Annotated in this window: 13 protein-coding genes; 12 read left to right on the top strand and 1 reads right to left on the bottom strand. The window is 63.0% G+C overall.

Features of this window, described 5'->3' with window-relative positions:
- Positions 1 to 23: 23 nt before the first annotated feature.
- Complete coding sequence (locus tag E5790_RS07015) at positions 24 to 1,151, bottom strand: PilT/PilU family type 4a pilus ATPase (RefSeq protein ID WP_014645840.1); 1,128 nt, start codon at positions 1,149 to 1,151, stop codon at positions 24 to 26.
- 121 nt (positions 1,152 to 1,272) lie between these two features.
- On the opposite strand from E5790_RS07015, the gene E5790_RS07010 reads away from it, so the two are divergent.
- The 12 genes from E5790_RS07010 to E5790_RS06955 all read left to right on the top strand — a co-directional run bounded on the left by E5790_RS07010 (position 1,273) and on the right by E5790_RS06955 (position 16,547).
- Positions 1,273 to 1,638, top strand: coding sequence for a DUF4398 domain-containing protein (locus E5790_RS07010; RefSeq protein ID WP_005415160.1), 366 nt, complete (start codon positions 1,273 to 1,275; stop codon positions 1,636 to 1,638).
- Positions 1,635 to 2,519 carry an OmpA family protein gene (locus tag E5790_RS07005; RefSeq protein ID WP_080281838.1) on the top strand — a complete coding sequence of 295 codons (885 nt, stop codon included), beginning with the start codon at positions 1,635 to 1,637 and terminating at the stop codon, positions 2,517 to 2,519. Before E5790_RS07010 ends, E5790_RS07005 begins: the two co-directional genes overlap by 4 nt.
- A 324-nt stretch (positions 2,520 to 2,843) precedes the next feature.
- On the top strand, positions 2,844 to 3,080 hold the full coding sequence (locus E5790_RS07000) for a YdcH family protein (protein ID WP_005407964.1): 237 nt from the start codon (positions 2,844 to 2,846) through the stop codon (positions 3,078 to 3,080).
- A 301-nt stretch (positions 3,081 to 3,381) separates the two neighbouring features.
- Positions 3,382 to 4,752, top strand: a complete 1,371-nt coding sequence (locus E5790_RS06995; protein WP_014645842.1) for a pyridoxal-phosphate dependent enzyme — start codon at positions 3,382 to 3,384, stop codon at positions 4,750 to 4,752.
- A gap of 123 nt (positions 4,753 to 4,875) precedes the next feature.
- Complete coding sequence (locus E5790_RS06990; protein ID WP_136191716.1) at positions 4,876 to 6,048, top strand: cystathionine gamma-synthase; 1,173 nt, start codon at positions 4,876 to 4,878, stop codon at positions 6,046 to 6,048.
- Positions 6,049 to 6,076: 28 nt separating this feature from the next.
- A complete protein-coding gene (locus tag E5790_RS06985) occupies positions 6,077 to 6,859 on the top strand; it encodes an ABC transporter permease (RefSeq protein ID WP_053494789.1) in 783 nt (260 codons plus the stop codon).
- Positions 6,860 to 6,874: 15 nt separating this feature from the next.
- Positions 6,875 to 7,480: a DapH/DapD/GlmU-related protein gene (locus E5790_RS22180; protein ID WP_069118025.1), complete on the top strand. Its 606-nt coding sequence runs from the start codon at positions 6,875 to 6,877 to the stop codon at positions 7,478 to 7,480.
- Complete coding sequence (locus E5790_RS06975) at positions 7,464 to 8,711, top strand: glycosyltransferase (RefSeq protein WP_053494791.1); 1,248 nt, start codon at positions 7,464 to 7,466, stop codon at positions 8,709 to 8,711. Before E5790_RS22180 ends, E5790_RS06975 begins: the two co-directional genes overlap by 17 nt.
- Positions 8,711 to 10,003, top strand: a complete 1,293-nt coding sequence (locus E5790_RS06970) for an ABC transporter ATP-binding protein (protein ID WP_053494792.1) — start codon at positions 8,711 to 8,713, stop codon at positions 10,001 to 10,003. Before E5790_RS06975 ends, E5790_RS06970 begins: the two co-directional genes overlap by 1 nt.
- Positions 10,000 to 13,557 (top strand): polysaccharide pyruvyl transferase family protein, encoded by a 3,558-nt coding sequence (locus E5790_RS06965; protein WP_111205549.1) that lies wholly within the window; start codon positions 10,000 to 10,002, stop codon positions 13,555 to 13,557. Before E5790_RS06970 ends, E5790_RS06965 begins: the two co-directional genes overlap by 4 nt.
- Positions 13,554 to 14,819: a glycosyltransferase gene (locus E5790_RS06960; RefSeq protein ID WP_136191715.1), complete on the top strand. Its 1,266-nt coding sequence runs from the start codon at positions 13,554 to 13,556 to the stop codon at positions 14,817 to 14,819. Before E5790_RS06965 ends, E5790_RS06960 begins: the two co-directional genes overlap by 4 nt.
- A 366-nt stretch (positions 14,820 to 15,185) precedes the next feature.
- Complete coding sequence (locus E5790_RS06955; protein ID WP_136191714.1) at positions 15,186 to 16,547, top strand: glucosyltransferase domain-containing protein; 1,362 nt, start codon at positions 15,186 to 15,188, stop codon at positions 16,545 to 16,547.
- Positions 16,548 to 16,572: the final 25 nt, after the last annotated feature.

The raw sequence follows: 16,572 nt of genomic DNA, 5'->3' as shown, positions 1-16,572 counted from the left end.
CCTCCGTCCCCTTTTTCGTGGGGTCAGAAGCCGTGGGTGATGCTGGGTGCGCCGGCCGAGAAATCGGCGTACGGGTCGTGCTCGCCGCTGCTGCCTTCGGACAAACGGAACTTCAGGGCCAGGCCATCGCGCGAGTCGGCCGCGCGCAGCGCTTCCTCCTGCTCGATGATGCCCGCCTTGGCCAGCCGGAACAGGCACTGGTCGAAGCTCTCCATGCCTTCTTCCAGCGAGCCTTCCATCGCCGCCTTGATCTCGTGCACCTGGCCGCGACGCAACAGGTCGCGGATCATCGGCGTATTGATCAGCACCTCGGTGGCCGGCAGGCGACGGCCCTCCTTGTTCTTCACCAGGCGCTGGCTGATCACCGCACGCAGGTTCAGCGCCAGGTTCATCAGCACGTTCTTGTGCGCGCTTTCCGGGAAGAAGTTGAGGATGCGCTCGATGGTCTGGTCGGCGTTGTTGGAGTGCAGGGTGGCCAGGCACAGGTGCCCGGTCTCGGCGAAGGCGATCGCCGCCTCCATCGTTTCCGCATCCAGGATTTCGCCGATCAGGATCACGTCCGGCGCTTCACGCATCGCGTTCTTCAGCGCGTTGTGGAAGGCGTGGGTGTCCAGGCCGACCTCGCGCTGGTTGACGATCGACATCTTGTGCTTGTGCAGGTACTCGATCGGATCCTCGATGGTGAGGATGTGACCGGTGGTGGTGCTGTTGCGGTGGTCGATCATCGACGCCAGCGAGGTGGACTTGCCGGAACCGGTGGACCCCACCACCAGCACCAGCCCGCGCGGGGTCATGATGACGTCCTTCAGCACCTGCGGCAGGTTCAGCTCCTCGATGCTAGGGATGCGGCTGCGGATGGCGCGGATGACCATCCCGACCTCGCCCCGCTGCTTGAACACGTTGACGCGGAAGCGCCCGGCGTCGGGCAGGGCGATGGCCATGTTGAGCTCGAGCTCGCGCTCGAACTGCGGCACCTGGCCTTCGTCCATCAGCGAGTAGGCGATTTTCTTGACCATGCCCGGCGGCAGGCCGGTGTTGCCCAGCGGATAGAGCTTCCCCTCGATCTTGATGTAGACCGGTGCCCCGGTGGTCAGAAACATGTCCGAAGCGTTCTTTTCGGTCATCAGCTTCAGGAAGTAGCCGATATCCATTGCGAATTTTCCCCAACGAAACGGCCGACGCCCGTTGCCAGCACGGTGTCGGCTTGACGACAATGGCCGTGAACCGACAACCGGTACGGCCTCCCCAATGAAACGACTTAGCTTCGCACGAATGCGCCATGGCCTGTATGTGATGGCGTTTGCATTCGCACTGTCTGCCCCCGCCTGGGCGCAGGACGCCGCCTTGGAACTGGCGCAGGCCCGGCAGGCGGTCGACAAGGCCACCCAGGCCGACGCCGACCAGTACGCCCCGGACCTGATCGGTCTGGCCCGGCAGGGGCTGGAGCAGGCCCAGCGCGCCGCCGGCGACCGCCGCGAACGGAAGAACGCCCCGGCGATGGCCCTGCGCGCCGCCGCCGATGCCGACCTGGCACGCGTCCGCAGCGAGGAAGCCACCGTCACCGCGCAGCTGCAGCTGCGCCGCAACGAGGTCAACCAGCTGCAACGCCAGCTGTCGACCGGGGAGGACCGCCGGTGAAGCCGATGACCGCCGCAACCCTGGCCGCGCTGCTGGCGCTGCCGACCCTGGCCGTGGCCGCCGACAACCCGATGGTGGCGCAGCTGAGCCAGCGCCTGATGGCCATCCAGGCCAACCCGGATACCGCTGAGCTGGGCGCCTTCGAGCGCATGCAGGCCCAGCAGGCCATCGCGACCCTGGACAAGGCCAAGCGCCGTGACCAGGAGCTGGCCACCTACTTGGCCGAGCGCCGGGTGGAGATTGCCGAGACCGCGGTGCGCACGGCGATGGCCGCGCGCGAGGTCGACCGCCTGGAGCGCACCCGCAGCGACCTGCTGATCGAGGCCAGCCGCCGCGACGCTGCCCGCGCCCGTCAGGAAGCCGAGCAGCTGCGCATGCAGGCGCAGATGCAGGCCGAGGAGGCCGAACGCCTGCGCCAGGCCGCCGAGGCCGAAACCCTGGCCCGCCAGGACGCCGAAAACGCCCTGACCAGCGTGGCCGGCAAGCAGCAGCAGCGGCTCAGCGCTGCCCAGCAGAACGCCGCCAAGCTGGCCCGTGAGGAGGCCGAGCTGGTCTCCGGGCAGAAACTGCCGGGTTCGAAGTTCGATGGGCGAGGCGAAGTCTTCACCTTCAATGGCGACGCGTTCGCTGCAGGTGCCTCCAGCCTGTCCGGTGGGGCCCGCAACCAGGCCAAGGCGCTGGCCGAGTACCTGAACATCGGCAAGAAGGGCCGCCTGCGCATCGAGGCCTACGACAATGCCAACGGCGTGGGTCAGAAGCGGGCCGAAGCGCTGCGCGACGCCCTGGTCGCGGCTGGTGTCGCCAGCAACCGGATCCAGGTCAGCGGCAAGAAGGCAGCCTCCACCCGGGCCCGTTCGGCCGAGGTCATCATCGCGCCGTAATGCATTGATATTGTTTGTTTTTCGTTGCAATGAGCATTCAGCCTGAACCCCGCCCCGGCGGGGTTCGGTCTTTTTGTCGCAGGGGTCTTGTACCCCGCCCTGAGCAGGCGTAGGGTCAATTGTCCGGGACGCAATGCCGCGGACCGGACGATGGGAGGGCCGGGCCGATGCAAGCAGGGCGCGAACCGCAGCAGATCGACGTGCGCAGGCCAGTGCCGCAGGTCGTTGCAGGCGTCCAGGTGGCCATCGGGCGGCGCTCCTCCATGAACAACGCCCCGTGCCTTGTGGCCGGGGCGTTCGTGTATCTGTCGAAGGAGGTCCATCATGTTTGAAGATCAGCCCCAGAGCGAGATCGACGCCCGTCGCGCGCGTGATCCGGAGTTCAGGGCACTCCATGACCAGCACCGCAAGTTGAACAAGAAGTGCATGGACGCGGAGTTGGGTGTACTCCCGATCGATGATGTCACCCTGGGTCGCATGAAGCGTGAGAAGCTGCTGGCCAAGCAACGCCTTCTGCGAATGTACGAAACACCGCTCCCAACGACGTCCCCCACGCTTTGACGCACCCCGTCGCGCCCGGAACGGCGTGACCCGGCCATCGATGGCCCCGCCGGGCGACCCCGCCCCGGCATCGCGGCACCGCCGATGAGGCGGCCGCGCCAAGGCACCACAGGCGGTGGTGCCTTGGTCTCCAGGCACCACTCACCGATGCGGGCGGTACCGGTCTCCTCGTCGATCCGGGGCCGCCCGCATCCCTTCATGGGGCATGCGGGCGGCATGCCTGCACCGACCTGACATTCAGCGCCATCCGTCGGATAATCATCGGTCCGGCCCTGCGTGGCGCGAATCGAAAGTCCTCCGAATGCCCATCCATTCTTCCGTCCTCGAACTCATCGGCCAGACCCCGATCGTCAAGGCCCAGCGCCTGGACACCGGCGTCTGCGAGCTCTACCTGAAGCTGGAGAGCGCCAACCCGGGCGGATCGATCAAGGATCGCATCGGCCTGTCGATGATCGAGGCGGCGGAGCAGCGGGGTGACCTGAAGCCGGGCGCGACCCTGGTTGAAGGTACCGCCGGCAACACCGGCCTGGGCCTGGCGCTGGTGGCACAGCAGAAGGGCTACAAGCTGATCCTCGTCGTTCCCGACAAGATGAGCCGCGAGAAGATCTTCAACCTGAAGGCGATGGGCGCTGAAGTGCGCCTGACCCGTTCAGACGTCGCCAAGGGCCATCCCGAGTACTACCAGGACCTGGCCAAGACCATCGCCGAGCAGACCCCGGGCGCCTACTTCATCAACCAGTTCGGCAACCCGGACAACCCGGCCGCGCATGAGTTCGGCACCGGCCCGGAAATCCTCGAGCAGATGGGCGGTGACCTCGACGCCATCGTGTTCGGCTGCGGCAGCTCCGGCACCATGACCGGCCTGTCGCGCGCGTTCGCCAAGCTGTCGCCGAAGACCGAGCTGGTGCTGGCCGATCCGGTCGGCTCGATCCTGGCCGAATACATCAACGACGGCGTGCTCAACGACAAGTCGGGCAGCTGGCTGGTGGAAGGCATCGGCGAGGACTTCCTGCCCTCGATCTCCGACTTCAGCCGCGTCAAGAAGGCTTATGCGATCAGCGATGCCGAGAGCTTCCACACCGCGCGCGAGCTGCTGGGCAAGGAAGGCATCCTGGGCGGTTCGTCCACCGGCACCCTGCTGGCGGCGGCGCTGAAGTACTGCAAGGAGCAGACCACGCCGAAGAGGGTGCTGGTGCTGGTCTGCGATACCGGCAACAAGTACCTGTCGAAGATGTACAACGACTACTGGATGCTGGACAACGGCTTCCTGCAGCGCCCGCAGCACGGCGACCTGCGCGACCTGATCCTGCGCCCGTACGGCCAGCGCGACACCGTGGTGATCGGCCCGAACGACCTGCTGACCACCGCCTACCAGCGCATGAAGCTGTACGACGTCTCGCAGTTGCCGGTGATGGACGGCGAGAAGCTGGTCGGCATCGTCGACGAAAGCGACGTGCTGCTGCATGTCTATGGCGACGAGGCGCGCTTCCGCGACACCGTGGCCACCGCGATGGTCAGCAAGCTGGACCGGCTGGACGTGAAGTCGCCGATCGAGGCCCTGCTGCCGGTGTTCGACCGCGGCCAGGTGGCGATCGTGATGGACGGCGACGCCTTCCTCGGCCTGATCACCCGCATCGACCTGCTGAATTATCTGCGTCGGCGCGTTCAGTAAGGCGTTTATCGCCGCAGATCGCTGCTGAATCCCGGTTTATCCGCGTCAAAGCTCGTTAAGGCCGCGCTGATAGACTCCCGCTCCTTCGACGGCGCCGGTCATCGGCGCCAATCAGGAAACGACATGTCCAACGCTTCTTCCCCGGACCGCGCGCTGGCCCTGGCCACGCTGGCCATCCACGGCGGCCAGTCGCCCGACCCCAGCACCGGCGCGGTGATGCCACCGATCTACGCCACTTCGACCTATGCCCAGTCCAGCCCGGGCGAGCATCAGGGCTTCGAGTACTCGCGTACCCACAACCCGACCCGGTTCACCTATGAGCGCTGCGTGGCCTCGCTGGAAGGCGGTACCCGCGGCTTTGCCTTCGCTTCGGGCATGGCGGCCAGCTCGACCGTGATCGAGCTGCTCGACGCTGGCAGCCACGTGGTGGCGATGGACGACATCTACGGCGGCAGCTTCCGTCTGTTCGAGCGCGTGCGTCGCCGCACCGCCGGGCTGGACTTCAGCTTCGTCGACCTCACCGATCTGGCGGCATTCGAAGCCTCCATCACGTCGAAGACGAAGATGGTCTGGATCGAGACCCCGACCAACCCGATGCTGAAGATCGTCGACATCGCCGCGGTCGCCGCCATCGCCAAGCGCCATGGCCTGATCGTAGTGGTCGACAACACCTTCGCCTCGCCGATGCTGCAGCGTCCGCTGGAACTGGGTGCGGACCTGGTCCTGCATTCGGCCACCAAGTATCTCAATGGCCACTCGGACATGGTCGGTGGCATGGTCGTGGTCGGCGACAACGCCGAACTGGCCGAGCAGATGGCCTTCCTGCAGAACTCGGTGGGGGGCGTGCAGGGCCCCTTCGACAGCTTCCTGGCCCTGCGCGGCCTGAAGACCCTGCCGCTGCGCATGAAGGCACACTGCGCCAACGCGCTGGCGCTGGCCCAATGGCTGGAAAAGCACCCGGCGGTGGAGAAGGTGATCTACCCGGGCCTGGCCTCGCACCCGCAGCATGAACTGGCCGGCAAGCAGATGGCCGGCTACGGCGGCATCGTCTCGATCGTGCTCAAGGGCGGGTTCGAGGCGGCCAAGCGCTTCTGCGAGAAGACCGAACTGTTCACCCTGGCCGAGTCGCTGGGCGGTGTTGAAAGCCTGGTCAACCATCCGGCGGTGATGACCCATGCCTCGATTCCGGTCGCGCGCCGCGAACAGCTGGGCATCAGCGATGCGCTGGTGCGGCTGAGCGTGGGCGTGGAGGAGCTGGGGGATCTGCAGGTGGATCTGGAGAGGGCACTTCAGTGACCGTCGGATTGTCCATGGTGTCTGACGCATGAGTGCCTCGAATCTGGCTGGTCTCATCTTCCAGCTCACCCGGCGTGAAGTCAGTGGCCGCTACAAGGGCTCAGTGCTCGGCTTGTTCTGGTCCTTCGTCAATCCGCTGTTGATGCTCAGCGTATACACGTTGTTCTTCTCGGTGATCCTGAAAGTTCGCTGGGGCGATCAGCCACAGCGTCAGGCGGATTTTGCGATCCTGTTGTTCGTCGGCCTGATCCTCCATGGATTCATCGCCGAATGCATCAACCGCGCGCCGGGATTGATCACGGGAAACGTCAACTACGTCAAGAAGGTCGTGTTCCCGATCGGCATTCTGCCGATCGTTTCCTGTTCATCGGCGCTGTTCCATTGGTTCATCAGTCTGAGCGTTCTGGCGCTTGCACTGGTGTTCGTCGGGAACGGTGTTCCGGTCACTTTTCCGTTGATTCTGGTAGTGATGGTCCCCCTGGTGCTGTATGCGCTGGGCATCAGCTGGATACTGGCGTCTGTGGGCGTTTACCTGAGGGACGTCAACCAAGTGGTGGGTGTTTTCTCGCAGATCCTGCTGTTCATTTCGCCAGTGTTCTTCCCGGTCACCAAGATTCCCGAGTACATCCGCCCGCTCTTCCTGGCCAATCCGCTTACGACGATCATCGAGCAGGCCCGTGCCGTCGCGGTGTTCGGTCAGCTGCCGGACTGGTGGCAGCTTGCGGGGCAGTTTGCTGCCGCGTCTGTGGTCTGCCTGCTGGGAATGGTCTGGTTCCGTCGCACCAAGTGTGGATTCGCTGATGTCCTTTAAGAAGGAGCTTGCACGATGAGTCGCCTGAAGCAATGGCTTCTTCGCCAGCGTTTCTTCTATGTGCTTATGGGGCTGAAGTACTACCTCGGCAACAATGTCGTTGCCCGCTTTCCGATCGAATGTGTTCGCCGGTTCTATCTGACCCGCGTGCTCAAGGTGGCGATCGGCAAGGACACGCACGTCAGCATGCGCTGGTTCGTCACTGGTTATCCGGTGCGCGCGCACGTCAGCATCGGTGACAACTGCGTGATCAACCGGGAGGTGTATCTGGATGGCCGGGTAGGCGTGGTTGTTGGAAACAACGTCAATGTTTCCTTCCAGACCTGCATCCTCAGCCTGCACCATGACCACAACGCACCGACCTTTCCCGCGATTGGCGGCGTGGTCACCATCCAGGACCATGCCTGGATCGGTGCCCGCGCCACCTTGTTGCCGGGCGTGACCATCGGCGAAGGTGCCGTGGTTGCGGCGGGTGCGGTCGTGGCACGCGACGTGGCACCGTATGAGGTGGTGGGTGGCGTACCCGCCCGAAAGATCGGTGAACGCAACCGGGATATCCAGTACCTCACCAGGTTCTCACCGTATTTTGATTCGGATATCTTCGATGAAACCGCAGGTTAAGAAACAAGTCCTCGTGTTCATGCTGGCGCCTTCGCTGCCGGCGGTGACGGGGGGCGACATCTATGCGGTGAACGCAGTTCTGCCGTTCGCCGAGGAGATCGACTACCACCTGTTCTGCTACGTCGGCGGCGACGCCGACCGACGCAAAGTCGAGCAGCATCGCGCGCTCTACGACAAAGTGTTCCGGTCGGTCCATCTCGAGCCTCGTCCGAAGATGCCGTTCGAGCTGCCCAAGGTGCAGCGAGCCCTGTCGATGGCGCGGCAGGCACTGCAGGGTCTGCCTTTCATCGATGCCAGCTACTACAGCCGCAGTGCCGTTGCGGCTGCACGTCGCATCGTCCGGGAACAGGGCATCGATGCGATCGAGGTCAACTCGACCCATCTGGCGTTCTTCCGTCGATTCTTGCCACAGGTGCCGGGCATCCTGCTGAGCCACAACATCGAAGCTGACATTTTTCCGTTCTGGATGCCGGCAGGCCTGACCGGATGGAAGCTGCGTTTCATGGAATGGGTTGCCAGCCGAAGCCGGCGAGCCGCGAAGGCTGTCGAGATCGACAATGCCTTCGGGTTCTCGGCGATGACCTTCATCTCTCGCCATGACATGTCGCGGGTTACCGACAAGGTCCCGCGCTACCTCATGCCGCTGCACTTTCCGTTGGGTACCACGCGTTTTGAAGACAAGCCGGATGATGTCTTCCACGTACTGTGGATGGGAGGCTTTGGCTGGTACCCGAATGCGGAGGCGGTGACCTGGTTTGCCGAGAAGATCCATCCGCTGCTGGCAGGCCAGTTGCAGGAGCGGAAGATTGTTCTGCACTTCTGCGGCGGCAATCCTCCGGAGGCGCTGCAGGCATTGCATGACGGCCGCAACGTTCTCGTGCATGGCTTCGTCGACGACCTGCAATCGCTGCTGGACAAAGCGCATCTGCTGATGGTGCCACTGCTGTCCGGCGGCGGCATCCGCGTCAAGATCGTCGAGGCGATGTCTGCCGGCATCCCGGTACTCAGCACCAGCAAGGGGTGCGAGGGCATCGGCGCGACCGACGGCGTGGACATCCTGGTGCGTGATGACGCAGAAGGGTTTGCCCGTACATTGCTGGAATGCGCGCAGGACCGAGCGCGACTGGCAGCTCTGTCGGCGGCAGGGCAGGATCTCATGGCGCGCGAGTATTCACAGCAGGCAAGCCTGGACGCCAAGCGAGCCGCCTATCGGCATGCGGGGGTGATGTGATGCAGGCAGCAGATACGCCGTTGACGGCTGCGCCGGTGGTTTCGGTACGTGGTGTCGGCAAGGTCTTCCGCATTTTCGACCGTCCGGCGCAGCGCCTGTTGCAGCCGGCAGCAAACCGGCTCCGGCGCCTGGTGGGCATGCAGCCGCAGCCGGCGCGCGTGTTCCATGCGTTGGACGACATCAACTTCGACATCGCGCCGGGCGAAACTGTTGGAATCATCGGCCGCAATGGCAGCGGCAAGTCGACGCTGCTGCAGATCCTGGTCGGTACGTTGCAGGCCAATACCGGCAGCGTGACCGTCAACGGGCGGGTATCGGCGCTGCTGGAACTGGGCGCTGGTTTCAACCCGGAATTCAGCGGGCGCGACAACGTCTACCTGGCAGGTGCCATCATCGGCCTGGGTTCGGCGGACATGACCCGCCTCATGCCTGAAATTGAAAAATTCGCCGATATCGGTGAATTCATCGACCAGCCTGTCAAGACCTACTCTTCGGGCATGTTCGTACGGCTCGCGTTCGCCGTGGCGATCCACGTGTCACCCGATATCCTGGTTGTGGATGAAGCGTTGGCAGTGGGCGACACCGCCTTCCAGACCAAGTGCCTTACCCGCATTCGCAAGATGCAGTCTGAAGGCGTCAGCATCATCCTGGTTACCCACTCCACCAATACCCTGCTGGAATACTGCGACCGGGGCATCTACCTGCGTCGCGGACGGGTCGTGCTGGACGGACCGTGCCGCGAGGTTGTCAAGAAGTATGCCGACGACCTGGTGGACGAAGAAGGCGGAGCCGTGATCTATGCGGACGAGGCCCTTGCCAGCTTGCAGGACGATGGCCTGCCTGCAGACGCTGCGGCATTGCCGGCAAGCGAAATCACCGGCGTGGAGATTCTCGACCTGCAGGGGCAGCCAAGGACGACGTTCGGCCATGGCGAACAAGTACTGGTGAAGGTCGCCATCCATGTACGCCGGCGTATCGAGCAGCCCTGCTATGGAATTCAGTTGAAGAGCGTGGATGACATCGCCCTGTGGGCTGGCACCACCCAGAACATGAGCCTTTCGCCGCTGCCGACGGAACCGGGCGATTATGTTTTCGACTGGCAGTTGACGTTGAATGTCACCGGCAACCGCTATGTGCTGGCACTGGGCATCGGTGACCTCGACACGGGCGAGTACCACCGTCACTCACGCGTGCCCTACGCGGGCCATGTGGATGTACTGCCTCAGCCCCATTCCGGTCATGGCTGGCTTGCTCCCGCCCCTCGCTTCACCGCACCAGTGAGAACTGCATGATGACGCACTCCAAGCCAGTATTCAGGGCCCTGGTCGTGGGTTTCTATGGGGCACCCAACGTGGGCGACGAGGTGCTGCTGGACCTGCTGGTCCGTCGCATCCGCGAACTGGGCGGCGAGCCGGTGGTTGCCAGCATCGATCCCTCGTTGACCCGTCGCATGCATGGTGTGGATGCCGTGCAGTTTGCCAATGTCGGGGACATCGCTCGTGCATTGATGCATTGCGACGTACTGGTGATGGGGGGCGGCGGCATCTTCCAGGACCATCATCCCTTCAACCTCGATGCGGTGTACCTCCCTTATGCGAACGACATTTCCGGCTATGCACGGCCGATGCTGCTCGCGCGGCAACTGGGAGTGCCGACAATCGTATGGGGGCAGGGGGTTGGGCCGCTGAGTTCAGAGGGCGCACGCACCCTGGTGCGCGAGTTGTTCCAGCATGCGGCCGCCGTATCCGTGCGGGATGAATCATCCAAGGCACTGCTGCGCCAGATCGGCGTGGATCGGGATATCCTCGTTGCCGCCGATCCGGGATGGTTGTTCCGCCGCTATCACCCATTGCCGGCGCAACAGGCCGCGCACGATGCAGGCCAGCCGCAGAACAAGGTACTGGCGGTGGTGGTGCGTGAATGGGACAAGGGGCAGTGGAAAACGTCCCTGGTGGAGGCGTTGCGCACTGCAGTTCCTGCAGGATGGCAGATCCAATGGGTGGCGTTCCAGGCCCATACCGAAGGCAGTGGTGCGACGTCCGACCTGCCCTTGATCGAATCGCTGCGCCAGCAGCTACCCGGGCGCAGCAATGATGAACTGATCGCACCGGCAACAACGGATGCGACCTGGCAGACAATCGCCAGCGCTGACGCGGTGCTGTCCATGCGCCTGCATGCCAGTATCCTTGCCCTGCTGGCGGGGAAGCCCACCGCAGGCCTTGAGTACGACGACAAGCTGTCGCATGCCCATGCGATGGCTGGAATGCCGTCGATTCTGAGGCTGTCGACCGACGATGGCCCGGAGCGCTTCGTGCAGGCGATCGAATCGCTGGTCACCGAAGCCTGGCGGCCGGATCCGCAGGTGGTGGACAGCCTGGAAGTGTCCGCCAGCGCGCACCTGCAGCTGCTCGACGGCTGCTCCTCCCTGCCGCCTGTGCCCCTTCGCTTCGACGCAACCTCCACAGACTGGTTGTCACTGTGGTTGCAACAGGCACTGGTCGAGCTTGAACAGACCCGGCAGCAGAGCCAACGCGCCCACGATCTACTGCTGTTCCGGGACCATCAGCTTGCCGAGCAGACGACGCAGAACACAAACCTGACGCAGCAACTTGTCGAGAAGCAAAAGAAGATGAATGAAGACATGGTCCGCCTGGATGCGGCTCAAGGCCAGCTGCAGGAGAATGCGCAGGCATTGCAGCAGATCAGGCAGGAAAGTGCGCAGGCACTGGAGCAGATCAAGGAGGAAAGTGCGCAGGCACTGCAGCAGGTCAAGGAGGAAAGTGCGCAGATGCTGCAGCAGATCCAGCAGCAGTTGGCAGGCAAGCAGGCCTATATTGATGACAAGGAGGTCTACATTGCGATCCTGCTGCAGCAAATCGAACAGGTGCAGGCCGAGCTGGCGCGCAGCCGTCAGGAGACCGCAGATGCGCTGAATCTCTGGCGTCGCCTGCGTAGGTTCCTGCAGTTGCTTCGCCGCGACCTGGTGCGCCTGCTGGCCGCCCCCTTCAAGTTGGCTTCGGTCTGGAGGCGGCACGGGTTGAAGGTCGCACTGCAACAGATCCCGCGACGCATGAAGACGCTGGGTGTTCCTCAGACCGCTGCCACGCAACAGATGGCGGAACCGCCACCGCCGATGGTGCGACCGGTTCGCCGCGAACGCCTGCTGGTGATCGCCAACACGTTGACCACCGACGGCTGGCCCAACCGGGCGATGCACTTCGCGAAGGCGGGCGATCGTGCCGGCTTCTTCGTGCGCATCACCGCGGTGGATGGAAGTGCCTGGCCGGACGACGGCAGCGGCCTGCCGGCGCGTCTCGCTGTCGATGCGCACGCCTGGCTGCAGGAAGTGCGTGCCGAGGGTACTCGCGTTCTGCTTGCCGATGCATCGCCGGAGGCGCTGGGCCTGGCCCGGTCGGCACGTGAACGCGGTGCCGAAGTGATCGTCGACCTCGCTGCACTCGGTGCGGATTCTCTCTCCGCGGAACTGCGCGTCCTTACTGATCGCGTTGTCACCGGAACCCCGGAGCAGAAGGTCGATGGCCTGCCGTCGCGCTTCCTGGGCGCGGCTGGAGACAATGAAATCTTCGACTCCTACCGCAGTCATGGGCTGCCGCAGGCATATGAGGACGGGCGACAACATGTCCTGTTCGTTGTCCTCGGCGGAGACGGCGACGCCTGGCTTGATGCCGCGCTGAAGGCGTCCCCCGATCTCGTTTTCCATGTCACGGGAATGAACGTGGATGGCCGCGACAGCCGCCAGGTACGTCCCCTCGATTGGTCGTGGCAGCCGCAGCAGATGGCTCCGCTGATCGCCGGCGCGCATGCGGTTGTCATCGTCGGCGGGGCCGGGGACCGCACGCGCCTTGCCGACCTGTCAATGGCGGCGCTGCTGCTGGAGAAGCCGGTGTTTGTCGATGCGCTGCCGTCATTCGCACCGTCGCCCAACCTGCATCGGGTGGATGCCGCGCAGCTGTCCGCACAGCTGGCCGGCGCCACTGCATCGGAAGACTACGCATTCATCGCCCGCCACGCCTGGCTGGGCCATGTCGAGCAGTTGATGCAACCGGAGTATCCGCTGTCGGTAAGCGTAGTTGTGCTGATCCACAACAACCGCCGCATCATTGAGCGCTGCGTGAGCACGTTGCTGGAGCACGCCGGGGAATGGCTGCAGGAAATCGTGGTTGTCGATAACCAGTCCAGCGATGGCGGCGCCGAACTGGTTGAATCGCTGTACGCAGGGCATGCCAAGGTGAAGCTTGTGCGCAACAGTGAGAATGGATGCTCCTCGGGTCGCAACCTGGGCGTCAAGCATTCCACCGGCCGTTATATTGCGTTCTTCGACTCCGACCAGTGGTTGACCTCTCCGTCCTGCTTCAGTGAAGCCGTGAACATCCTGGCGGCCAACCCCGGTGTCGGCACCATCGGCTGGAATGCAGGATGGTTCGACGCCACGCGTGATGACCTGGGTGGACCCATCTCCGATTACCTTCCCAATCGCGGCATGAACAACGAGGCCCGCATCAAGGGATACCGCGATGACGTGGGTTTCCTGGGGACCAGCTGCATGTTCATTGCCCGTGACCTGTTCGAGCGTCTGGAAGGCTTCGATGTGTTCTACGACCCTACGTGCTTCGAAGACACGGACATCTGCTTCCAGGTGAAGAAGGCTGGTTATTCGGTGGCGTTCCGTGACCTGGCCGGTGTCCGTCACCAGCCGCACCAGACTACCGGCGCCAGCGAGGGCAGCGAGCGCTACAAGCAGCTGTTCAACCGCAACGCAGCCTACTTCCGCGACAAGTGGAAGGGGTATCCGGAGTTCTTCGTGGACCTCAAGTCCTGGCATTGAGCGAGGCACAGACGGCAATGGGGTGGGGCAAGGTCAAGCGACGGCTGCTGGAAGCCATGCTGATGTTCGGCCCTGGGTTGTACAGTCGCTGGTCGATGCAACGGTCCACAGGAACACCCGCGGAGGTTCCGTCGACGGAACGCCCGCGTGTGCTCCTCGTGGACCATGATTTTCCCGAGATTGACCGTGACGCGGGATCGCGCGCGATCTCATGCTTCGCTGACCTGTTGGTCGATGCCGGCATGGAGGTCGTCTTCTGGTCGGCAACGATTGAGCCCTCCGCAGCTGGGAGAGCTGCCCTTGAAGGGAGAGGCATCACCCCATTGAGTCGACGGGAAACGGGGGCACTGGACGGATGGTTGGCGACGTTCGGAGGAAGTTTCATCGGGTCGGTGTCAAGCCGCCCACTGATCGCGGCTATGTATCTACCGGTCCTGCGCGCGGCGATTGCCGGTACTCATCTCTATTACGGGCACGACATCCACTATGTGCGGTTGCAGTTGATGCGTGCTACGTCCAAGGCCACCCTTGCCGATCATTGGCAGTGTCTGTTGATGAGAGTGGTGGAACAGCGAGCGTGGAGAAATGCCGACGTAGTTCTGTATCCCTCTAAAGATGAGGCTGAAACAGTGAACCGTTACCTTGCTGATCGCGGCTTGGCTGGGAACGGCGAGATGTTTCCGCTGTGGACCGTGGATGCAGGATCCATGCAGCACACGCCCGGCCCGGGCAAAAGATCGGGATTGCTGTTCGTTGGCAGCATGGCGCATGCACCAAACGCAGATGGTCTGGACTGGTTTCTGCACAAGGTGCTGCCCTTGCTTCAGCGGGGGGGACAGGCGCCGGTCCTCACCGTGGTGGGCTCCGGTATGGAGAACTACCGTGTGCCCCAGCATGCCTCTGACACGGTGCGTATTCTCGGTCGCATCGATGATGCTGCATTGGAGCGCTGTTACGCGTCTACGCGCCTGGTCATCGCGCCGTTGCGTTTCGGCGGCGGGGTCAAGGGGAAGGTGATCGAGGCAATAGGGCAGGGTGTTCCAATCATCTTGACCGGTGCGGCCGCGCAGGGCCTGGCTGGAGTCGAGGATATACTGCCGACTACCGATGACCCGTCGAAGTTTGCTGCTGCCATCCAGGCGCTGGATCAAGACGACCAGGCTTGGTCAGCCGCGTCTACCAAGGCGCGCCTGTTCCTGGCGGAACACTATGACCATCGTCAATTCGTGCAAAGGCTCAGGCACCTGCTGCTGCATTCCTGATCGGGAGTGAAGTCCTGTGATGCACGAGACTGTCCATGGGGCAATGTTCCCTATCGCTCGCTGGATCGGCTGCAGGTAGCCGCGCGGGCCTGCCCAACCATGCCGTTGGCTCACAAAGGATTGGCTTGGCCATCATCCAGTCGAGTAGCATTCCGCACGGGATACGACGTCTTCAGGGCAGTCAAAGAGCCGATTGGGCCCGTTCACGGCCATCGGTACCTCGGCCTGGATGATGCTAGGCCGGTCAAATTCAGTTGGGCGAATCTGGAGTTAGGGGAAGATATGGATTGGAGTAACTTGGCTGGGCGGGCGCGGTCGCAGCTGCACTCGATGTGCACTGATGCCCCGAGCCATGGCGGATTCAAGATGGTGGCTGCGCTTCTGTCCATGCTGCTCGTGGCATCCGCTTATAGCCAACTATCGAATCTGCATGTGTTCGGTCACGATGAAGTTCACTATAACCACTATTTCCAGCTGAAGCTGTTGCAGGATGGCCGGTGGCTGAACTACATCTTCAAGGATGTGCTTGTCAGTATTGACGCGTCGGCTTGGTTCGCCGCGTATATCGCCGCACATCTTTTGCTGGTCTATCGCATTGCGCGCCGCGCAGGCCTGTCGGTTGCACTGGCACTGATCATTTCGGCCGTCGTTTCGATCTCTCCGCCAGTCGTGGAACAAAGCATGTGGCCGGCCACTGCGTTCTCGGCAGTTGCAGTCCTGATCCTGGCCGAGGTGGTCACGCGGCGAGTGGCGATAGCACCGGTTGCGGTCTATGCGGCGCTCGGGATCCTTCTGTTCGGGACGATGCAGAGCTACTACTTCCTGGTCCCGCTCCTGTTCATCGGCGAATTCGCGTCCGAACAGCGGAGTGCTCGGGATCGATGGAGGTTGTGGTTGCAACACACGCTCAGCTGGGTGGGAGGGGCGGTACTCGGCGCTTTGGTCATGTCGATGATGCTGCTGCTGCTGGCAGGGCATTTCGGTCCGCAGGTGGATGACTGGCGATCGCCACATCCGGCCAAGGATCTTCCCTCTTTATGGCAGAACATAAGCTACGTCATTGGATCATTCGGGAAGTGTGTAGCTTCCATTGGCAAGGCCTCGAACCTGGATGGTTGGTTGCTGTTGGCAACCGTGCTGCTGCTCGTTCCATTCGCCGTTCGCCGGAAGGGTTCAGTCCAGATCCTGTTGACGCTCGCAATGGTCGCTGCGGCGTTCCACGCATTCTCTATTCCGTTGGCACCAGTAATTACCACGCGCAGCCTGATCGCGCTGGTACTTGGACTGGCGCTGTTTTTCGGCCTTCTTGGAGGCGGGAATCGTATCTCACGGGCGGTCGTATTCCTCCTCCTGCTGGCGGGCGGTATTGGATTCCAGGCACAGGCCCGTACGTTCCTCCAGACCCAGGTGGAAACGACCTCCTTCCTGTTTGAGAAGATCCACACGCTATTGCCATTGCCGGCAGACCGGTATTCAGTACTGGCGGTTTCCGGCCGCATGCCGGGTGGCAAAGAGCCAGCTGCCACTTTCAACAACGAATACTTGATGAATTCGGTGGTGGTGGCTACCGGGGCCAGGAGTTTTGTTGATTGCCGGACGCACGAGGCAGAAGTGTGCGCGATGGCGGTGGAAGGTGACGCCGTGAATGAAACCGGGCTGGGTGAAGGGCGACTGAGGCTCTTCCAGGATGCAAAGGGTGGCGCGGTCATCGTCTATAGCGATGACTGATCAGGCGCCGCCAGTGCGTCCGGCC

It is taken from the genome of Stenotrophomonas sp. PAMC25021 (assembly GCF_004795795.1).
GTDB lineage: Bacteria > Pseudomonadota > Gammaproteobacteria > Xanthomonadales > Xanthomonadaceae > Stenotrophomonas > Stenotrophomonas muris.
This window is presented reverse-complemented; position numbering and strand designations above follow the sequence as displayed.